Raw genomic sequence first — 18,114 nt, 5'->3', positions numbered from 1 at the left:
ATTAACCCTCTTTCGCACCTTATTAAATCGTCATCATGACCGCACCGATCGAACCGATCTTAGTTGACAATCCCAACCGCTTCGTGCTTTTCCCCATCGAGCACGACGATATCTGGCAATTCTACAAGCTTCAGGAAGCCTGTTTCTGGACGGCAGAAGAAATTGACCTGAGTGCTGATCTGAACGACTGGGCCAATAAACTCAACGACAACGAGCGCCACTTCATCAAGCACGTCCTGGCCTTCTTCGCCGCTTCTGACGGTATCGTAAACGAGAACCTGGCCGAAAACTTCGTTTCCGAGGTACAGTATACGGAAGCCAAATTCTTCTACGGTTTCCAGATCATGATGGAAAACATCCATTCGGAAACCTACTCCCTGCTCATTGATACCTACATCAATGACCCCAAGGAAAAGGATTACCTCTTCAACGCCATCGAAACGATGGACTGCGTGAAGAAAAAGGCCGACTGGGCCCTGCGCTGGATCGAGAACGGCAACTTTGCCGAGCGCATCGTGGCCTTCGCCGCCGTAGAGGGTATTTTCTTCAGTGGTTCCTTCTGCTCCATTTTCTGGTTGAAGAAGCGCGGCCTGATGCCCGGACTGACCTTCAGTAACGAACTGATCAGCCGGGACGAGGGCATGCACTGCGACTTCGCCTGTCTGCTCTACAACGAGCACATCCAGCACAAGCTGGATCCCCAGGTAGTGCGCGACATCATCGCCGATGCCGTGGCCATCGAGAAAGAATTTGTTTCGGACGCCTTGCCGGTGAACCTGATCGGCATGAACTCCGACATGATGTGCCAGTACATTGAGTTTGTCGCCGACCGTCTCCTGGCGGAACTCGGGCAGCCCAAGATTTGGAACGTAGAGAACCCCTTCCCCTGGATGGACATGATCAACCTCCAGGGTAAAACCAACTTCTTCGAGAAGCGGGTAGGGGAATACCAGAAAGCTGGGGTAACCAGCGACCGCGAAAAGCAGTCCTTTTCGCTGGACGAAGACTTTTAACTCGTACCGTACCGGCGCCCGGCAGTGGGGCGTCGGTACGGTTACCATACTCGCTTCACTGCCGCCGCTTATTCCCACATGGGATCGTCACCGATTCAGGCTCCCGGCTTAATAGTATTGTCGCACATCTCGCTCGGAGCCCTCCTGTATTCACCAGTCATTAAAATCCACGCGAACACCTTCCTGCTGGGCACCCACATTTCCCTCCGGTTTAATATCGCGCCTTAAATATTCCATCCTATGCAAGTAATCAAACGTTCCGGACGCCGCGAGGACGTCTCCTTTGATAAGATCACCGCCCGTATTAAAAAACTGTGTTACGGACTGGACGAGAATTTTGTCGACCACATTACCGTTTCCAAAAAAGTCATCCAGGGGCTCTACGACGGCGTTACTACGGTAGAGCTGGACAACCTGGCGGCCGAAACGGCCGCGTCCATGAGCACCGTACACCCGGACTACGCCCAACTGGCCGCCCGGATCGCCATTTCCAATTTGCATAAGGAAACCAACAAGTCCTTCAGCGAGACGATGGAAGGGCTCTACAACTATCTCGACCCCAAGACCGACGAACCCGCCGGTCTGATCGGCGACGATACCATGGCCGTAATCCGGGAGCACGCCAATCGCCTGGATGCAGCCATCATCTACGACCGCGACTTTGAGTTCGATTACTTTGGTTACAAAACCCTGGAGCGCAGCTACCTGATGCGGATGGACGGTGCCGTCGTGGAGCGCCCGCAGCACATGCTCATGCGCGTGTCGGTGGGTATTCACGGGGAAGACATCGAAAGCGCGATCCAGACCTACCAGTTGATGAGCGAAAAGTGGTTCATCCACGCTACGCCCACGCTGTTCAACTCCGGCACGCCCAAGCCACAAATGTCGAGCTGCTTCCTGCTCAGCATGACTGAGGACAGCATTGAAGGCATCTTCGAAACCCTCCGTCGTTGTGCGCGCATCAGCCAGAGTGCCGGCGGTATTGGCCTGAGCATCCACAACATCCGGGCCACGGGGTCCTACATCAAGGGTACCGGCGGCACCAGTAATGGTATCGTACCGATGCTGAAGGTGTTCAACGATACGGCCCGCTACGTGGACCAGGGCGGTGGCAAGCGCAAGGGCGCCTTCGCCGTTTACCTGGAACCCTGGCACGCCGACATCTTCGAATTCCTGGAACTGAAAAAGAATCACGGCAAGGAAGAACTCCGCGCCCGCGACCTGTTCTACGCCCTGTGGGTGAACGACCTGTTCATGGAACGCGTGAAGGCCGACGCCGAATGGAGCCTCTTCGATCCCAACGAAGCCTCCGGTCTCTTCGACGCACACTCCGGAGAATTTGAGGCGCTGTACCACCAGTACGAGGAGGAAGGCAAGGCCCGCAAGACCATCAAGGCCCGTGACCTGTGGAACGCCGTGCTCGAAAGCCAGGTGGAAACCGGAACGCCCTACATCCTGTACAAGGATGCGGCCAACAAAAAGAGCAACCAGCAGAACCTGGGAACCATCCGCAGCAGCAACCTCTGCACGGAGATCATCGAGTACACCAGTCCCGACGAAGTGGCCGTGTGTAACCTGGCCAGTCTGGCGCTGCCCAAGTACGTCAAGGAAGACCGGACCTACGACTTCGATAAGCTCTACGAAATCACCCGCGTGGTGACCCGTAACCTAAATAAGGTCATCGACCGGAACTACTACCCGATTGAGCAGGCCCGGAACTCGAACATGCGCCACCGTCCCATCGGGCTCGGCGTGCAGGGCCTGGCCGACGCCTTCATCATGATGCGCTACGCCTTCGACAGCCCCGAAGCGAAGCAACTCAACAAGGACATCTTCGAGACCATCTACTACGCGGCCCTCAAGGAGAGTATCCAGCTGGCCAAGGAAGATGGGCACTACGAAAGCTACCCGGGGAGCCCCGCCAGTGAGGGTACCCTGCAGTACGACATGTGGGGCGTGACCCCCAGCGATCGTTGGGACTGGAAGGGCCTGAAAAAGGAAATGGCTAAGCACGGACTGCGAAACTCCCTGCTGGTCGCTCCGATGCCCACCGCCAGTACCAGCCAGATTCTGGGCAACAATGAATGTTTCGAGCCCTACAGCTCGAACCTGTACACCCGCCGCACGCTTTCCGGAGAGTTCATCGTGGTGAACAAGCACCTGCTGCACGACCTCATCGGGCTCGGACTGTGGGACAACAGCATGCGCAACCGCCTGATGGCCGCCAACGGCTCCATCCAGGCCTTTGACGACGTGCCCCAGCACCTGCGGGACCTCTACAAGACGGTCTGGGAGATCAGCCAGAAGGTCGTCATCGACATGGCCGCCGACCGCGGAGCCTACATCTGCCAGAGCCAGAGCATGAACCTCTTCGTGGAGAACGTCAACTTTGGCAAGCTGAGCAGCATGCACTTCTACGCCTGGAGCAAGGGCCTCAAGACGGGCATGTACTACCTCCGCACCAAAGCCGCCCGGGACGCGATCAAGTTTACCCTAGACAAGAACGCCCTCCAGAAGGCCGGCGATCAGGGCGACGGTCAGGTCAAGCAGGGCGCACGTACGCAGACGAAGCGTGAGGGCGCAGACGCGCAGGTGCAGGGAAATCCCGAGCAGAGCAGTGCGCCCGAGGCCGCCGTGGCCGTACCCGAAGTGAAGGAAAAAACCGCCGCCAAGCCCGTTGACGCCAATGGCTTCGAGGAGCTCAGCGCCGAACAAACCGCCGCCGTAGGCAAGGCCTGCAGCCTGGATGATCCGGACTGCATCGCCTGTAGCGCTTAAGTGCTTGTTTGAACTTTAGTAATCGACCTCCATTTGGCCTTTTTTGGCACTAGCCGCGTTGGAAAAATCCTCATTTAGCGCTGCTAAACTCCGGTTTTCCCGCCTTGCTATTACCAAAAAATCTCAAATTCGGCCAGACGACCAAAATCCAAACAAGCCCTAAGACGTAAGATTGTCATTTTTCCTATGATGGAGGGGGACGCGGCGAAATGTTGCGTCCCCTTTTTTCGTCGGGTGCAATCCAACACCACCCCTTTTGCGTTAAACCCCAATAAATTATACACCCATGCATCGCCTCCTTGTTCTGGCCTTACCCCTCCTCCTGCTCACCGCCTGCGCCCAACAGCCCAGTGGCGGTGGGGGAACCAACGGTGCCACGGAACCCCCCGCCCCCAGCGGCCCCAACGCCACCGTGGAGGCCCTGCTGACCCCCAACGAAGATGGCCTGACCTACCCCGTCTACGAAACTTACGACGAAATTGACGCCCTGCTGCGGCAGGAGGATGGCCGGACCTACGTGATCAACTTCTGGGCCACCTGGTGCGCCCCCTGTGTGGCCGAAATGCCCTACTTCGAGCAACTCGCCGACGAAACCGATACCGAGGTTATCATGGTCAGCCTGGACTTTCGGCGGGACATCCGCACGAAGCTGAAAACCTTCGTTGAAAAGCGGGAGCTGGACCTCCCCGTCGTCGCGCTGGCCGACAGTGATTACAACTCCTTCATCGACCGCGTGAGTCCGGAATGGAGTGGTGCCATCCCGGCAACGGTCATCTACCGCAACGCCGACCGGAAATTCCACGGCGAGAAATTTGCCTCCTACGAAGAATTGCGGGATGCCGTTGCTGAATTACGGTAAAACAATTAGCCTCCACACTTGAACGTTTGGAAACCGGATCAAACGCTTGCCGCTGTAGCAAGAAACAACCATTAAACCAACCACAATGAAAATCCTTTCACTATCCCTTTTACTTTCGCTGTCCGTACTGCTCGTGGCCTGCGGCGGAGAAACCGCCACCGCGGAAGCGACCGAAACCGAAACGGAAGTAGCCCCCGTAGCCGAAGAGCCCGCCGTCAGCGGACTGCAGATCGGTGACGTAGCCCCCGACTTCTTGCTGGAGGGCATCGACGGCGAAATGCACAGCCTGGCCTCCACCATGGACGCCAACGGTGAAACCCCCAAGGGCTACATCGTGACCTTCACCTGCAATACCTGCCCCTACGCCAAGGGCTACGAAGAACGCCTGGTGGCCCTCCACGAAAAGATGTCCCCCATGGGATACCCCGTCGTGGCCATTCAGCCCAACGACGTTACGATCAAGCCCGGCGATAACATGGAGGCCATGCAGGCCCGCGCTGCCGAAAAAGGCTTTGGCTTTGCCTACCTGCTGGATGCCGAACAGACCATCTTCCCCCAGTACGGCGCCACCAAGACGCCCGAAATTTACCTGCTGGACGCTAACCGCGTGCTGCAGTACCACGGTGCCATCGACGACAGTGCCCAGGACGCCGAAGGTGTGACCGAGCGCTACGTGGAAATGGCCGTGGCGGCCCTCGAAGCCGGCCAAATGCCGGAGCCCACCGAGGTCAAAGCCATCGGTTGTTCCATCAAGGCCAAGTAAACCGATAACTATCGGAAAAACCAGGAAAGAGGGGGCAAAAGTCTGAGGCTTTTGCCCCCTTTCTATTGGTCGGATTTCGTCCCTGGTTGATCGAGGAGGTTTGTCCACCAGCGACCGGCATACGATATTGAAGCAAAATGCTGTCATGCCCAATTTCGAATATAAATCCATCATCGTGTCCGGTAAATTTCGGGATGATGCTGATCTCGTTCACCTGGATAAGAATATCAATTCGGCGGCCGAAAAAGGCTGGGAACTGGTCAGTACCACCGCGGTGGCCCACAATCTCTGGGATCACGGAAAAACCAGCGGTATCGTACTTACTTTTCGCCGACCCATTATGGTCCCCGACAATACCTAGTGTGATGAAGAAAAAACTGGTAGACGGATTATTGGCGCTCGGACTGTTTTCCATCATCATCCTGTTACTGCTTGATGTGGCGGAGGTTTACGTACTGAATGACTATCTCAAGGCAGGGTTGTTCTTACTGAATGCCGTGCTCATCTTAACGGTGTACTTCCGAAGCAACCGACAACGCCAAATAAAGGAGGGGCGTCCGTAAAAGGACGTATTTTTCGGGTATGCGCTACGTTATTCTTTGCTCCCTTACCCTTGTTCTCTGCACCTGCGCGCCGCCGCCCAATGTAGAGGTGATCACCACCACGATAACCATCAGTCCAGCGGAATACGAAGACCACCTCTACGGATTTTGGCTGGGACAGTGCATCGCTAACTGGACGGGCCTCGTCACCGAAATGGATAAGGTGGGTAATGTGGGAGAAGTGCAGACCGGCGACTTTTACACCCGGGATGATTGGGGCGGACCGGACCAACCTAACATCTGGTCCGGCGACGACATCAGCGACATTTCGCCGACCATCGATTTCGTTTTTGCGGACCCGGACAGCCTGTGGGGAGCCGACGACGACACGGACATTGAGTACCTGTATCAGCACCTGTTGTATACCCACGAAACGAGCACGCTGACGCCCGAGCAGATTCGCGATGGCTGGCTACGGCACATCCGTCAGGAGGAAGAAAACTACCTCTGGGTATCCAACCAGCGGGCGCTGGACCTGATGGGGAAAGGCGTTTTGCCGCCGATGACGGGCGATTCGAGCCTGAACGAACACTACGCCATGATCGACGCCCAACTGACCACGGAAATATTCGGACTTTTTGCTCCGGGGCGCCCCGACGTGGCGCTGAAGATGGCCCGGCTGCCGATTCAGACCACCGCAAGGTATGAGGCCCAGGAGATCGCGGAGTTCTACGTCATCATGCACGCCCTGGCGGCCCACGCGCTGGCGATTGAAAAGGGCGAGGAGGCGGAGGAACCCGTGGATTTGACGGAATTGGTGCGCTGGATGGCCGACAGCGCCCGCCAGCACCTCACCGATTCCCGATACCCCGCCAGGATGTACGATTTCGTCCGCGATCGTCATGCCGCCGGGATCCCCTGGGAGCAGGCCCGGGATGAAGTGTACCAACGGTATCAGGTGGAGAGTGCCGATGGCTACGACATCACCGCACAAAACCTGTACTGCAACGGCTGCTTTGCGGCGGGCATCAACTTTGCCGCCAGTTTGGTGAGCCTATTCTACGGGGAAGGGGACCTGAAGGAAACCATCAAGATTGGTACGCTCTGCGGCTGGGACAGTGATAACCCCACGGCCACCTGGGGTGGCCTGCTGGGTTTTCTACTGGGCAAAGAGGGGGTAGAAACCGCCTTCGGGAGAACGTTCGCCGAACGGTTCAACATCCACCGGACCCGCCAGAACTTCCCCAACGAGGGCATCGATACTTTCTCCGAGATGGCCCGGCGGGGCGCGGAGATTACCGAGCGGGCCATCATTTTCGAGATAGGTGGTGGTACGGAAATGCCCATGGCCGCTCATCCCGGAGCGGCCTGGACCATTCCACTGGTGGATCTTCCCCCGCCGATGCCACAACAAAAGTGACTCACCCGAAGGGTGTTCTTCGGGCAAGTCATGGCATACGTCGGGCGGCCGCTAGTCACCACCCGGTCAGATGAGTTCATCCGAAAACCCAGTCTTTTTCGATCATCGGTTCGGGCTCGACTTATCGATGATGCGGTCCAGGGCATCCTTGTCGCCGGTGCGGCGCATGGCCTTGAGCTGCTCAATTTGCTTGGGGTCCAGGTACTGAGTGATGGCGCGACGAATACGCTTCTTGGCCTGCATTTTCTGCTGCTTGGTCGGATTGCGGGGGGCACTGCGCAGCAGTTGATTCAGGGCGTTTTCGATGCTGCTCATCTGCCCTGAACGGAGATCCGTCAGCCGGTCATCCAGCCGGTCCAGCAGTAAGTCAGCCTTGAACCAGGGGGGAAGAGAATCGTCAATTTGTGCTTGTGCACTGAAACCCATGGCGACGAAGAGGAGAAGGAAGAAAGTACGCATGTCTGGAGTGATTGTTTGCCCTAGGGACGGTGAAGAAGAGAAGTTTCCATAAGGTAGGGTGAATTTTTAGTGGTGCACCCCTGCTCATGCGTCTTTTGGGGGAACCTCAATACCTAATCATGTCCACTGCTTCCCGTCGTCAATTCCTCCGGACCTCAGCGGCCACCAGTACCGCCCTGTTTTTCCCCTACCTACTGCGTGGTGGCATCCGCCGGCCCAGCCCCAACGCCCGCCTTCAGGTGGGCATCATTGGTTGCGGGCGCCAGGCCGTGGGCCTGGCCAACCACCTGGCGGGTATGGAAGAGGCCCAGCTGGTCGCCATTTGTGACGTCTACGCCGGGAAGATGGCCTACCTTCTGGGGCGCCTCACTGCACGAGCGGCCACGCTGGGACAGGATGACTTCAACGAGCAAGACATTCGGCAATACGCCGATTACCGGGAATTGCTGCAGCATGACGGACTGGACGCCGTCCTGATCGTCACCCCGGACCACCAGCACGGCCGTATGTGCGTCGAGGCCCTCAACCGCGGGTTGCACGTGTACTGCGAGAAACCACTGGCGCACACCATCGAGGAAGGCCGGGCCATTGTCGCGGCGGTAAAGGCCAGCGGGAAGGTGCTGCAAACCGGCAGTATGCAGCGCTCGATGTACAACTTTTCTAAAGCCGTGGAGCTGATTCAAGCCGGTAAAATTGGTGAACTCCGCCACGCGGTCGTGAGTATCGGTCCACCGCCGAAGGTATTCGATCTGGCCGCGCAGCCGGTACCGGAAGGACTCAACTGGGAGGCCTGGGTGGGCAATTCGGTGATGCGCCCCTACAACCAACTCCTGGCGCCCGATCCCGGTCAGCGCATCTGGGCCAAGTGGCGCGACTACGCGGAATACGGCGGTGGGATGGTTACGGACTGGGGAGCACACATGTTTGACATCGTGCAGTGGGCCCTGGGCATGGACGACAGTGGTCCGGAAAAGTTCTTTCCGCCCATGGGGGAGGCACCCCAGGAAGGACTCACCATGGTGTACAAGAATGGGTTCCGGGTGGACCATCGCCGCTTCGGTCGGGGGAACGCCATCCGCTTTGTGGGCAGTGAAGGAGCCATCGAAGTAAGTCGGGGTTTCCTGGACAGCACCATTCCGGGCTTGATCCCTCCGAAGCCGATGGCTTCCGGGGAGGAGATCCACACCAATGTTCGCCACTTGCGGGATTGGTTCACCGCCATCCGGGAAGGCACCCCGGTACTTTGCCCGGCGGAGACCGGGCACCGCTCCGCCAGCGTCTGTACGCTGACCAACATCGCCTACCGGACCGGGAAGCCCATCATCTGGGACCCCGAGAAAGAGCGGATCACCAACGACCGGAAAGCCAACAAGCTGCTGGGCGATGCGTACCGGACATCTTTGGGGTAGGGGGTAATGGGGCTAACGATTGTATAGTGCCGTTGGCAATTACGTGTACTTTAATTAAAGACGGATCATGGTATGGTCCGGTGCTTTCATTTTGGAGTAGCCATCATTAAAGTCTTCCGTAGCGACGGCTTCAGCCGTTGACCTTGAGTATTCGCCGGATGTAGGGTGATGAAAATCCACTGTTCTGATTACTATAGTCTACGCAAGTCGTTGGTGAAATTTTTTATCGTAGTGTTGATCATTTCTCACACAAGCGTACAGGACCCTGATTATTTTGTTGCGAAGGCGTAGCCGAGTGAAACGGCGTCCGACCACTTTTGGACTCAACATTCCAAGCGCGAAATTTTTATCACCCTACGCCGGATGAATCCGGCGCTACAGCACCATTTTACCTGTCTGGTAGCCACCGGGCAGGGGTGAAATCGATGAGAAAGAAGAAAAGATTTTCCACTTTACTTGTTTTTTAAGTAAAGTAGCCCTATTTTTGTGTCGTTCAACTTAGTTTAATTTCAAAACTAAGTATTTTTTATGGCCAACTTTCTGGCCACCTAAAATCACTGCCCTATGGGATACGGAAAATGGTCTTCCTCTGAGTACGCCGGTTATCGCCGCAGTTATGCGCGCAAGGGCCGGGACGAAATTTTCACCGCCAACAAACACCGTCGCATCGACCCCAAGCTCGACCCCTTTCGGGTAGGGATGCGCGAGAGCCGGGACTCCGCCGAGCACCCCGAAAGCCTGGCAATTGCCATGTTTCTGGACGTCACGGGCTCGATGGGGCACATCCCGCACGACATGGTGAGCAACCAACTGGGGAGTGTGATGGACACCCTGCTCGACCACGAAGTAAAGGACCCGCAACTGATGTTCAGTGCCGTGGGTGACCACCGCTGCGATAAGGCGCCCCTGCAATTTGGACAATTTGAGTCCTCCACCCAGCTCATCAACGACGGGCTTACCCGCTTGTTTCTGGAGGGTGGGGGAGGAGATGCCCCGGAAAGCTACTTCCTGGCCTGGCACGCCGTGGCCCGCCACACGAGCATCGATTGCTGGGAAAAGCGCCGGCAGAAGGGATTCCTCTTCACGGTGGGCGACGATACCAGCCACGATGTTTTTGAGGCCCAGTCGCAGCTGCAACTCTTCGGCTACGATCACGCTCAGGCCGTTAACGCCCGGGCGCTCCTGGCCGAGGCCCAGGAGCGCTACCACGTCTTCCACATTCACGTGGGCCGGGGAGGGCGTCAGGGCAACCCCCGCGTGATGAATTACTGGAGTGACCTGCTCGGCAAGCACTTCATCGTACTGGACGACTACAAAAAGCTCGGCCTGCTGATCGCCATGATCGTGGCCATGCATACGCGTCCTGCGAGCGGGGCCATCGCTCAGCTCGAAGATGAAAGCGTTCACCGCGCACTGGAGAGCGTCCTCTAGTCGAACAAATGTTTTGGGCGGGGACCGCAGGTGCCAACTGATCGGGTATCGGCCATGACTTGCGGTCTTCCTCCCCCCCGGTCGAGACCTCCCAGGTTGAGCCCTTGCCCGAGCCACCAATCTTCCCCCCGGTCGAGACCTTCCAGGTCGAGCCGTAACCCGAACCAGCAATCTTGCCTGGAATGACTCTTCACGATCAACACTTCGAGACCACCCTAAATAACCAATCCCTCCCTCACCCATAAAATCATCACCCCATGAAAACTTCCATTATTCTCGGCCTCGGTTATGGCGACGAAGGCAAGGGCGTTACGACGGATTATCTGTGCCGCCAGGCCGTGCGTCCCCTCGTGGTGCGCTTTAGTGGGGGGCACCAGGCGGGACATACCGTCCGCAGCCCCGAAGGCGTGCACCACGTCTTCAGCTCCTTCGGAGCGGGCACCCTGGCCGGTGCCCCCACCTTTTGGAGCCGCTACTGCACCTTTTACCCCGTCGCTTACCGGAACGAACTGGAGGCCCTGCGGGATAAGGGCATAGAGCCGGAACTGTTCGTGGACGGTCGGTGCCCGGTAACTACGCCCTACGACGTGCTGGCTAACCGGCGTCGGGAAAGCGAACTGCGCCACGGCAGTTGTGGCGTGGGCTTCGGCAGCACCGTTGCCCGCCACGAAGGTCCCCACAAGTTGCACGTGATGGACCTGCTGGACGAGTTCGTCCTCACGGCAAAACTTCGTTCCGTGGCCGATTACTACGCCGGTCGGGGAGTTGAATTTGCGGCCGAAAGTCTGGAGGAAGCCCTGGAGTCCTTTCACCTTGCGGTGGACACGGTACGAAGGAATCTGCGGATTGTTTCCGAGCGGGGTTTTTTCCGGAGCGCGTGCTCCGACTTCGATGCCATCATTTTTGAGGGAAGTCAGGGCATCTTACTCGATCAGGAATTTGGCTACTTCCCCCACGTCACCCGCGCGCACGTAACGAGCCGGCAGGCGCTGGAGATGATCCAACGCAACCAATTGCCGGACCCCTGCATCTATTACGTGACCCGGGCCTACCAGACCCGTCACGGCAATGGTCCCCTGAAGAACGAAGACTTACCCGGTCCGGAATTAACACCTACTCCCTACGAAACCAACACCACCAACCCCTGGCAGGGAGCACAGCGCCGGTCCCTGCTCGATCTCGGCCAACTCCGCTTCGCCCTACGGGCGGACGCCCACTACGCTGCGGGACTTCCCCGGGCCCTGGTCGTCACCTGCCTGGATCAACTGACGCCCCCCTGGCGGGCCACCGAAGGAAAGGACGTCATCACCCTTCCGTCCCTGGCGTATCTGGGCCGGAGCCTAGGGGGATTTCAGGACGTGTGGGGTAATTATGGGCAGGTGGGAGATTTGAAAAAATTAGTGGACTCCTTCGAGGTGGCTTAATCAGCGGAAGCACTTCGCAGCACTTCCTCCAGCACCCGTTCCCGCCAGTTAAAGGGGGCCAGATCCCCGAGGCCTAGGATGGTAACGGCGGCCTCGATTTCTCCCTCCCGATCGCCGTCGAAGCTGAAGGATTTGCCGGCTTTCCGTAGGTACTTTTCGGGGATCAGGCCGAGGAGCTCGGAGCCGGTGACCCGGGTGCCGAGCCCCGTGGCGAGGTTGACGGCCGTCAGGTAAACCCGGGCGAGGTCGGTCTTGTCCGGGTTAATTAGGTCGCAGGATATCTGCCAGCGATCGTTGGGAGCCGTACGTTCGCCGGTGGCCATCAATCCAGGGAAAAGCCCCGGTGTTCCCTCGGGGCCGTTGCCGGAGAGCTTTGCCGCCAGGGTGTGGGCCTGCTCCGGGCTGGCCCCGGGGGCCAGGTTGATGTTCCAGGCAATATGGAAGGGGTGCACGGCTATCACGGTGGCGCCCAGTTGGGGGTGGGGAAGGGCGGGGCCGTAGTCGGGCTGTGCGACGGAACCCCGGAGCTTTTCGGCAAGGCCCTGGTATGCTCCGCGGCGGATGTCGGCAAGGACTTTCTGATCCGGAGAGGCTGCGGACTGGACATCGAGAAAGACCGGCAAGTGAAAATCTTGCGCTACCCGTTGGGCCAGCACCTGCGCTTGCGCCATCAAATCCTTCTCCTTCACGCCGGAAATGGGAACAAACTGGCACACGGTCACGGCATCAATTCTGGAGTCGTCTGCCTGATCTTGCTGCGGGTCGGGATGAAGCGCAGCGTAGGCGTATAACTGATACGCCCCCGCGAAAACGGCATCCGGCTGACCGGCAAGGGTGAGAACCGCTTGCTGAGTGTCAGGGTGGGTGTCCTGACGCAAAAGGTAGCAATCCGGGATGGAGGAGAGGGCCGCCGCCAGTCCCCGGAGGTTCTCTGAATCCCTTCCTACGGAAACCTGGGCGATACATTCGACGATGGGATGACTTTTTGACATAGGAAAAGGATAGGAATGGACGTTAACTACCTTTGCGGCGAAAATACTTTCCTCCGGATGAATCGACTCCTTTATTGCACTTTGTTTTGCTTCCTTTTCTTACTGGCTGCCTGTGAGCCGGATCAACCCGCTACCGAAACAGCCGGGGCGGAAGTACCCGTCAGCAGTGATCCGGGGATTGCCCGCCTGACGGAGGCCATTGCCCAGAACCCCGAAAATGCGGACCTCTACGCCCAGCGGGCGACCATGCATTACGACAAGCGGAACTACGAGGCGGCCATTGCCGACCTGGGGGTAGCGCTGTCCATCGACAGCACCAATATTCCCTATCACTACAACCTGAGCGACGTATACATGGAGTATTACCGGAGTCGCCTGGCCCTCCGGACGCTGGAACGAGCGGCGGCCCTGGACCCCGATCTTGTGGAAACCCAGCTACGACTGGCGGAAACCCAGCTACAGTTAAAGCAATATGAAGATGCCATTGGCTCCCTGAATGAGGCCACCCGGATTGATCCCCGTAATCCGGATGCCTACCTGCTCCTCAGTCAGGTGTTCGAAGAAACGGGGGATACGGCCCGCGCGATCAAGGCGGCCGAGGAGGCCACGCAGATTGATCCCGACATGATTGACGCCTACATCACCCTGGGGCAACTGCTGTTTGCGAAGGGACTGCCGCGGGCCGAACAGTACTTTGATGCGGCGGTGGCCATTGACCCCGAGGACGTTTATGCCCTGCACGCCAAGGCGGACTATCTCCGGGATATTGGGAAGCTGCCCGAGGCCATCGAAACCTACCGGCAGGCCAGCCTGGCGGACCGGCAGTACGTGGCCGGGCACTTTAACGCCGGCTTACTTTTGATGGAATTAGACAGCGCGGCCCGTGCCTACGAGGAGTTTAACCTCGTGATCCAGAATGACCCCGTCCACATCCGGGGATTTTTCTTCCGGGGGTACGCCAGCGAAGTATTGGGAGATACGGCGAAGGCACGGCGGGACTACGAAACGGCCCTGCGTTTTGCCCCCGACTACGAGCTGGCCCAGCAGGGGATGGCCCGCATCGGTGGCCAGTAGCAGAATTGAGCCGTAGCTTTGTTGGGTTACTCAAAGAATCTGGGGTGACAAAAATTTCGCGCCTGGGATGCTGAGTCTAAAAGTGTTCGGACGCCGTTTCACTCGGTTACGCCTTCGCGAAACAGCGCCGACCACGGTTAAACCCTGGTCTGAACGGTACATGACGTTGCCCCCCGATAGCTATCGGGGGGCAAGGAGTGTCTGGTCAGACCAGTGGATTTTCATCACACATCATTGAATCACCGCTCCCGTGCAGTTTATCGAATTTCTGGCCCACCTGCGCCATCAGCGGCGACTAAGTGACCACACCCTGTTGGCCTACGAGGGAGATTTGCGGCAGTTTGCCCGCTACTGCGAACTTCAGTACGAAGTAAGCCAGGCCAGGGAGGTGAACCGGGCGATGGTGAAAAGCTGGCTGGCCCAGATGGTGGAAGAGGGGATGGCGGCGACGACCATTCGACGGAAGTTGTCTGCCCTCAAGGCCTATTATAAGTATCGTCAGGCCAGGGGGCAACAAAAGGATAATCCCACGCTACGGATTCCCACCCCCAAGGTGGGGCGTCGTTTACCCACCGCCGTGGGGGGAGGGGAGATGAAAAGACTGTTCAACGCTTTCCCGGACCCCACCCATAACCAGGATTTCTCCACCCTGAGGGACCAGCTGCTCCTGACCATATTATATAGTTGCGGACTGAGGAGGGCCGAATTAATCGGGCTGCGGGAATCGGACGTGGACATGGACCGCCGCCGCCTGACGGTTCGCGGAAAGGGAAATAAAGAGCGTCTGGTTCCCTTCGGTCCGGCCCTGGCGGAGCTGATTGAGTATTATGCACACTTGCGTCAGCAGGTGGTGGCCGCCCCCGAGATCACGGAACTGCTACTGACGGATCGTGGGAAGCCCATGTATCCCAAGTATGTTTACAACCGGGTAAAGCAATATCTGGAAGCCTTTACGACCGAGGACAAGAAAAGTCCCCACGTGCTACGGCACACCTTTGCCACCCATTTGCTGGAGGGCGGGGCGGACCTCAATGCGGTCAAGGAGTTACTGGGCCACGCCAATCTGGCGGCGACGCAGCTTTACACCCACAACAACGTAAGAAGACTGCGGGAAATCTACCAACAGGCGCACCCGGAAGGCGGCGGCGAAAAAGAGAATAAAAAAGGAACTAAAAAATAATTTCGTGGTGTTTTGCCAATTGTGAGAAAGGACTTACCTTTGCAATCGCTTTTGGAAAACGTCCAAGAGTTGACTTGAAAAAATAGCCTAGATCACCGGCTCATCAGCCGATATAGCTCAGTTGGTAGAGCAGCTGATTTGTAATCAGCTGGTCGGCGGTTCGAGTCCGTCTATCGGCTCAAAATTGTCATTTTCCTTCCGGGGAAATTGGTCGTGATCTAGAAACCACCGGGGGTGCGCCACAGTTGGAGAGGTGGGCTGGACTGTAAATCCAGTGTTTCGGCTGAGTAGGTTCGAATCCTACCACCCCCACATTATCTTGATATTTGATACGCGACGTTTGACGTATGATGTTGAGGGAAATGCTTTTCTTGAAAGAGTGAGCACCCAACAACATCAAATCTCAAATCTCAAATCTCAAACATCACTTGCGGAAGTAGCTCAGTTGGTAGAGCATCAGCCTTCCAAGCTGAGGGTCGCGGGTTCGAGTCTCGTCTTCCGCTCCACTACGGTGGAGGTATTGATGGACCATTAAATTGGTCTTGCGTGCTTTCACTGGGCGACCATAACGATGGTTGCCGCTACTTGAAATTTGCCGACGTAGCTCAGGGGTAGAGCACTTCCATGGTAAGGAAGGGGTCGTGAGTTCAAATCTCACCGTTGGCTCATTTGGAATGAAATTCAGGTTTTATTTCAGATTTGCGGGCTTGGTCCGCAAGTCACAAAAAGTCTCCGGATTTTCCGGCAGATAGGGGCGGCCGGGGTGCGGTTCGCACCCTGACCAAACTAGTTTTTTAATCCCCTTAAATCTTATCCTGTAATGGCTAAGGAAACATTCAATAGAGATAAGCCGCACGTCAACATCGGTACTATCGGTCACGTTGACCACGGTAAGACCACCCTGACCGCTGCGATCACGACCGTACTGGCCGAAGCTGCTGGTGGCGGTAACGTTATGTCCTACGACAGCATCGACTCCGCTCCCGAAGAAAAAGAGCGCGGTATCACGATTAACACTGCTCACGTTGAGTACGAAACCGCGAACCGTCACTACGCTCACGTTGACTGCCCCGGCCACGCTGACTACGTAAAGAACATGGTTACGGGTGCCGCTCAGATGGACGGAGCTATCCTCGTAGTTGCTGCTACGGACGGCCCCATGCCCCAGACGCGTGAGCACATCCTCCTGGCTCGTCAGGTAGGTGTACCCAATATCGTAGTATTCATGAACAAGGCCGACCTTGTTGATGACGAAGAGATGCTGGAACTCGTTGAAATGGAAGTACGCGAACTGCTGAGCCAGTACGAGTACGACGGCGACAACGCAAGCATCATCATCGGTTCTGCCCTGAAAGCACTCGAAGGAGACGCTGACGGTAAGCAGCAGATCATGGACCTGATGGCCGCCGTTGACAGTGACATTCCCGAGCCCGAGCGTCTGGTTGACCTTCCCTTCCTGATGCCCGTAGAGGACGTATTCTCCATCACGGGTCGTGGTACAGTTGCTACCGGTCGTATCGAGCGTGGTGTCATCAACGTTGGTGACCCCGTTGAGATCCTGGGTATGCAGAAAGAAGGTGAGAAGGCACTGACCTCCACCATCACGGGTGTAGAAATGTTCCGTAAGCTTCTCGATCGCGGTGAAGCTGGTGACAACGCCGGTCTGCTGCTTCGCGGTATTGAGAAGGAAGCCATCAAGCGTGGTATGGTAATCTGTAAGCCAGGTTCCGTAAAGCCCCACAAGCACTTCAAGTGTGAGGTTTACGTACTGTCTAAAGAAGAAGGTGGTCGTCACACCCCGTTCTTCAACGGCTACCGTCCTCAGTTCTACTTCCGTACCACGGACGTAACGGGTGATGTAACTCTCCCCGAGAACGTGGAAATGGTAATGCCCGGTGATAACGTAACCCTCGAGGTTAAGCTGCTCGCCGAGATCGCCATGGAAAAAGGTCTTCGCTTCGCTATCCGCGAAGGTGGCCGTACGGTAGGTGCCGGTCAGGTTACCGAAGTACTCGACGCTTAAGGAATCTACGTCGGGCGTCCGCCCGATTCCTTGATAAAGATGTGAAAGTTAAGTACCCTCTGGTGGGTGCTTAACTTTCACTTTCTTACCTGCCTGCATCTCCTCGCCTCCTTTGGCACGGTTTTTGCGACAAGCGCAGGTGCAACCTTACCCTGAAAGCAGGGTGAATCCGTTGCCGTCTTTTACACCTTGAACGCAAGGTGCACTCTTTGAAATAACCATACACGGGTATAGCTCAATGCGCTTCGCGACTACTTCGTGGTGGCAGAGCACTGGTCTCCAACCACCTTTAGGTAGCCGCGCAGCGAAACCAGGGGCTGTTCCCATACCCACCTTGAACGCAAGGTGCACTCTTTGAAATAACCATACACGGGTATAGCTCAATGCGCTTCGCGACTACTTCGTGGTGGCAGAGCACTGGTCTCCAACCACCTTTAGGTAGCCGCGCAGGCCAACCAGGGGCTGTCCCCGCACCCACCTTGAACGCAAGGTGTATTCTTTGAAATAACCATACACGGGTATAGCTCAATGCGCTTCGCGACTACTTCGTGGTGGTAGAGCACTGGTCTCCAACCACCTTTAGGTAGCGCCGCAGGCCAACCAGGGGCTGTTCCCATACCCACCTTGAACGCAAGGTGCACTCTTTGAAATAACCATACACGGGTATAGCTCAATTGGTAGAGCACTGGTCTCCAAAACCAGGGGCTGGGAGTTCGAGTCTCTCTACCCGTGCAGAACTTCGGATGG

The 18,114-nt window shown here is 57.1% G+C and carries 15 protein-coding genes and 5 tRNA genes; 18 read left to right on the top strand and 2 right to left on the bottom strand.

Features of this window, described 5'->3' with window-relative positions; genetic code table 11:
- Positions 1-35 precede the first annotated feature (35 nt).
- The 7 genes from E1J53_RS17760 (at position 36) to E1J53_RS17730 (ending at position 7,375) form a co-directional block, all read left to right on the top strand.
- Complete coding sequence (locus E1J53_RS17760) at positions 36-1,013, top strand: ribonucleotide-diphosphate reductase subunit beta (protein ID WP_134273783.1); 978 nt, start codon at positions 36-38, stop codon at positions 1,011-1,013.
- A gap of 240 nt (positions 1,014-1,253) precedes the next feature.
- Positions 1,254-3,791, top strand: coding sequence for a ribonucleoside-diphosphate reductase subunit alpha (locus E1J53_RS17755; RefSeq protein WP_134273786.1), 2,538 nt, complete (start codon positions 1,254-1,256; stop codon positions 3,789-3,791).
- Between the two features lie 286 nt (positions 3,792-4,077).
- Positions 4,078-4,650 (top strand): TlpA disulfide reductase family protein, encoded by a 573-nt coding sequence (locus tag E1J53_RS17750; RefSeq protein WP_134273788.1) that lies wholly within the window; start codon positions 4,078-4,080, stop codon positions 4,648-4,650.
- An 85-nt stretch (positions 4,651-4,735) separates the two neighbouring features.
- Positions 4,736-5,413, top strand: a complete 678-nt coding sequence (locus E1J53_RS17745) for a thioredoxin family protein (RefSeq protein ID WP_134273803.1) — start codon at positions 4,736-4,738, stop codon at positions 5,411-5,413.
- 145 nt (positions 5,414-5,558) lie between these two features.
- Positions 5,559-5,774, top strand: a complete 216-nt coding sequence (locus E1J53_RS17740) for a DUF4177 domain-containing protein (protein WP_134273806.1) — start codon at positions 5,559-5,561, stop codon at positions 5,772-5,774.
- 4 nt (positions 5,775-5,778) lie between these two features.
- Entirely contained in the window at positions 5,779-5,976 is a 198-nt protein-coding gene (locus E1J53_RS17735) for a hypothetical protein (protein ID WP_134273808.1), read from the top strand.
- Between the two features lie 19 nt (positions 5,977-5,995).
- Positions 5,996-7,375, top strand: coding sequence for an ADP-ribosylglycohydrolase family protein (locus E1J53_RS17730; RefSeq protein ID WP_134273811.1), 1,380 nt, complete (start codon positions 5,996-5,998; stop codon positions 7,373-7,375).
- Between the two features lie 102 nt (positions 7,376-7,477).
- On the opposite strand, the gene E1J53_RS17725 is transcribed toward E1J53_RS17730, so the two are convergent.
- Positions 7,478-7,834 (bottom strand): hypothetical protein, encoded by a 357-nt coding sequence (locus E1J53_RS17725; RefSeq protein WP_134273813.1) that lies wholly within the window; start codon positions 7,832-7,834, stop codon positions 7,478-7,480.
- Positions 7,835-7,953: 119 nt separating this feature from the next.
- Here E1J53_RS17725 and E1J53_RS17720 point away from each other — a divergent pair, with 119 nt between their 5' ends.
- The 3 genes from E1J53_RS17720 (at position 7,954) to E1J53_RS17710 (ending at position 12,098) form a co-directional block, all read left to right on the top strand.
- Entirely contained in the window at positions 7,954-9,243 is a 1,290-nt protein-coding gene (locus E1J53_RS17720; RefSeq protein ID WP_173021548.1) for a Gfo/Idh/MocA family protein, read from the top strand.
- A gap of 564 nt (positions 9,244-9,807) precedes the next feature.
- Positions 9,808-10,674, top strand: coding sequence for a hypothetical protein (locus E1J53_RS17715; RefSeq protein ID WP_134273819.1), 867 nt, complete (start codon positions 9,808-9,810; stop codon positions 10,672-10,674).
- Between the two features lie 257 nt (positions 10,675-10,931).
- The gene (locus tag E1J53_RS17710) at positions 10,932-12,098 is read left to right on the top strand and encodes an adenylosuccinate synthetase (protein ID WP_134273821.1); all 1,167 of its coding nucleotides are present in this window, start codon (positions 10,932-10,934) and stop codon (positions 12,096-12,098) included.
- Here E1J53_RS17710 and E1J53_RS17705 read toward each other — a convergent pair.
- On the bottom strand, positions 12,095-13,090 hold the full coding sequence (locus E1J53_RS17705) for a hypothetical protein (RefSeq protein WP_134273824.1): 996 nt from the start codon (positions 13,088-13,090) through the stop codon (positions 12,095-12,097). The genes E1J53_RS17710 and E1J53_RS17705 overlap by 4 nt on opposite strands.
- Before the next feature lie 57 nt (positions 13,091-13,147).
- Here E1J53_RS17705 and E1J53_RS17700 point away from each other — a divergent pair, with 57 nt between their 5' ends.
- The 8 genes from E1J53_RS17700 (at position 13,148) to E1J53_RS17665 (ending at position 18,099) form a co-directional block, all read left to right on the top strand.
- A complete protein-coding gene (locus E1J53_RS17700; protein WP_173021547.1) occupies positions 13,148-14,164 on the top strand; it encodes a lipopolysaccharide assembly protein LapB in 1,017 nt (338 codons plus the stop codon).
- 250 nt (positions 14,165-14,414) lie between these two features.
- Positions 14,415-15,344, top strand: coding sequence for a tyrosine-type recombinase/integrase (locus E1J53_RS17695; RefSeq protein WP_134273830.1), 930 nt, complete (start codon positions 14,415-14,417; stop codon positions 15,342-15,344).
- Positions 15,345-15,450: 106 nt separating this feature from the next.
- Positions 15,451-15,523, top strand: a tRNA-Thr gene (locus E1J53_RS17690).
- 51 nt (positions 15,524-15,574) lie between these two features.
- Positions 15,575-15,656, top strand: a tRNA-Tyr gene (locus E1J53_RS17685).
- Between the two features lie 118 nt (positions 15,657-15,774).
- Positions 15,775-15,850 (top strand) — tRNA-Gly (locus tag E1J53_RS17680).
- Positions 15,851-15,938: 88 nt separating this feature from the next.
- Positions 15,939-16,010, top strand: a tRNA-Thr gene (locus tag E1J53_RS17675).
- A 154-nt stretch (positions 16,011-16,164) separates the two neighbouring features.
- Positions 16,165-17,367: an elongation factor Tu gene (gene tuf / locus E1J53_RS17670; RefSeq protein WP_134273832.1), complete on the top strand. Its 1,203-nt coding sequence runs from the start codon at positions 16,165-16,167 to the stop codon at positions 17,365-17,367.
- A gap of 659 nt (positions 17,368-18,026) precedes the next feature.
- Positions 18,027-18,099 (top strand) — tRNA-Trp (locus E1J53_RS17665).
- Positions 18,100-18,114 lie beyond the last annotated feature (15 nt).

The organism is Lewinella sp. W8 (assembly GCF_004375085.3).
Taxonomy (GTDB): domain Bacteria; phylum Bacteroidota; class Bacteroidia; order Chitinophagales; family Saprospiraceae; genus Neolewinella.
This window is presented reverse-complemented; position numbering and strand designations above follow the sequence as displayed.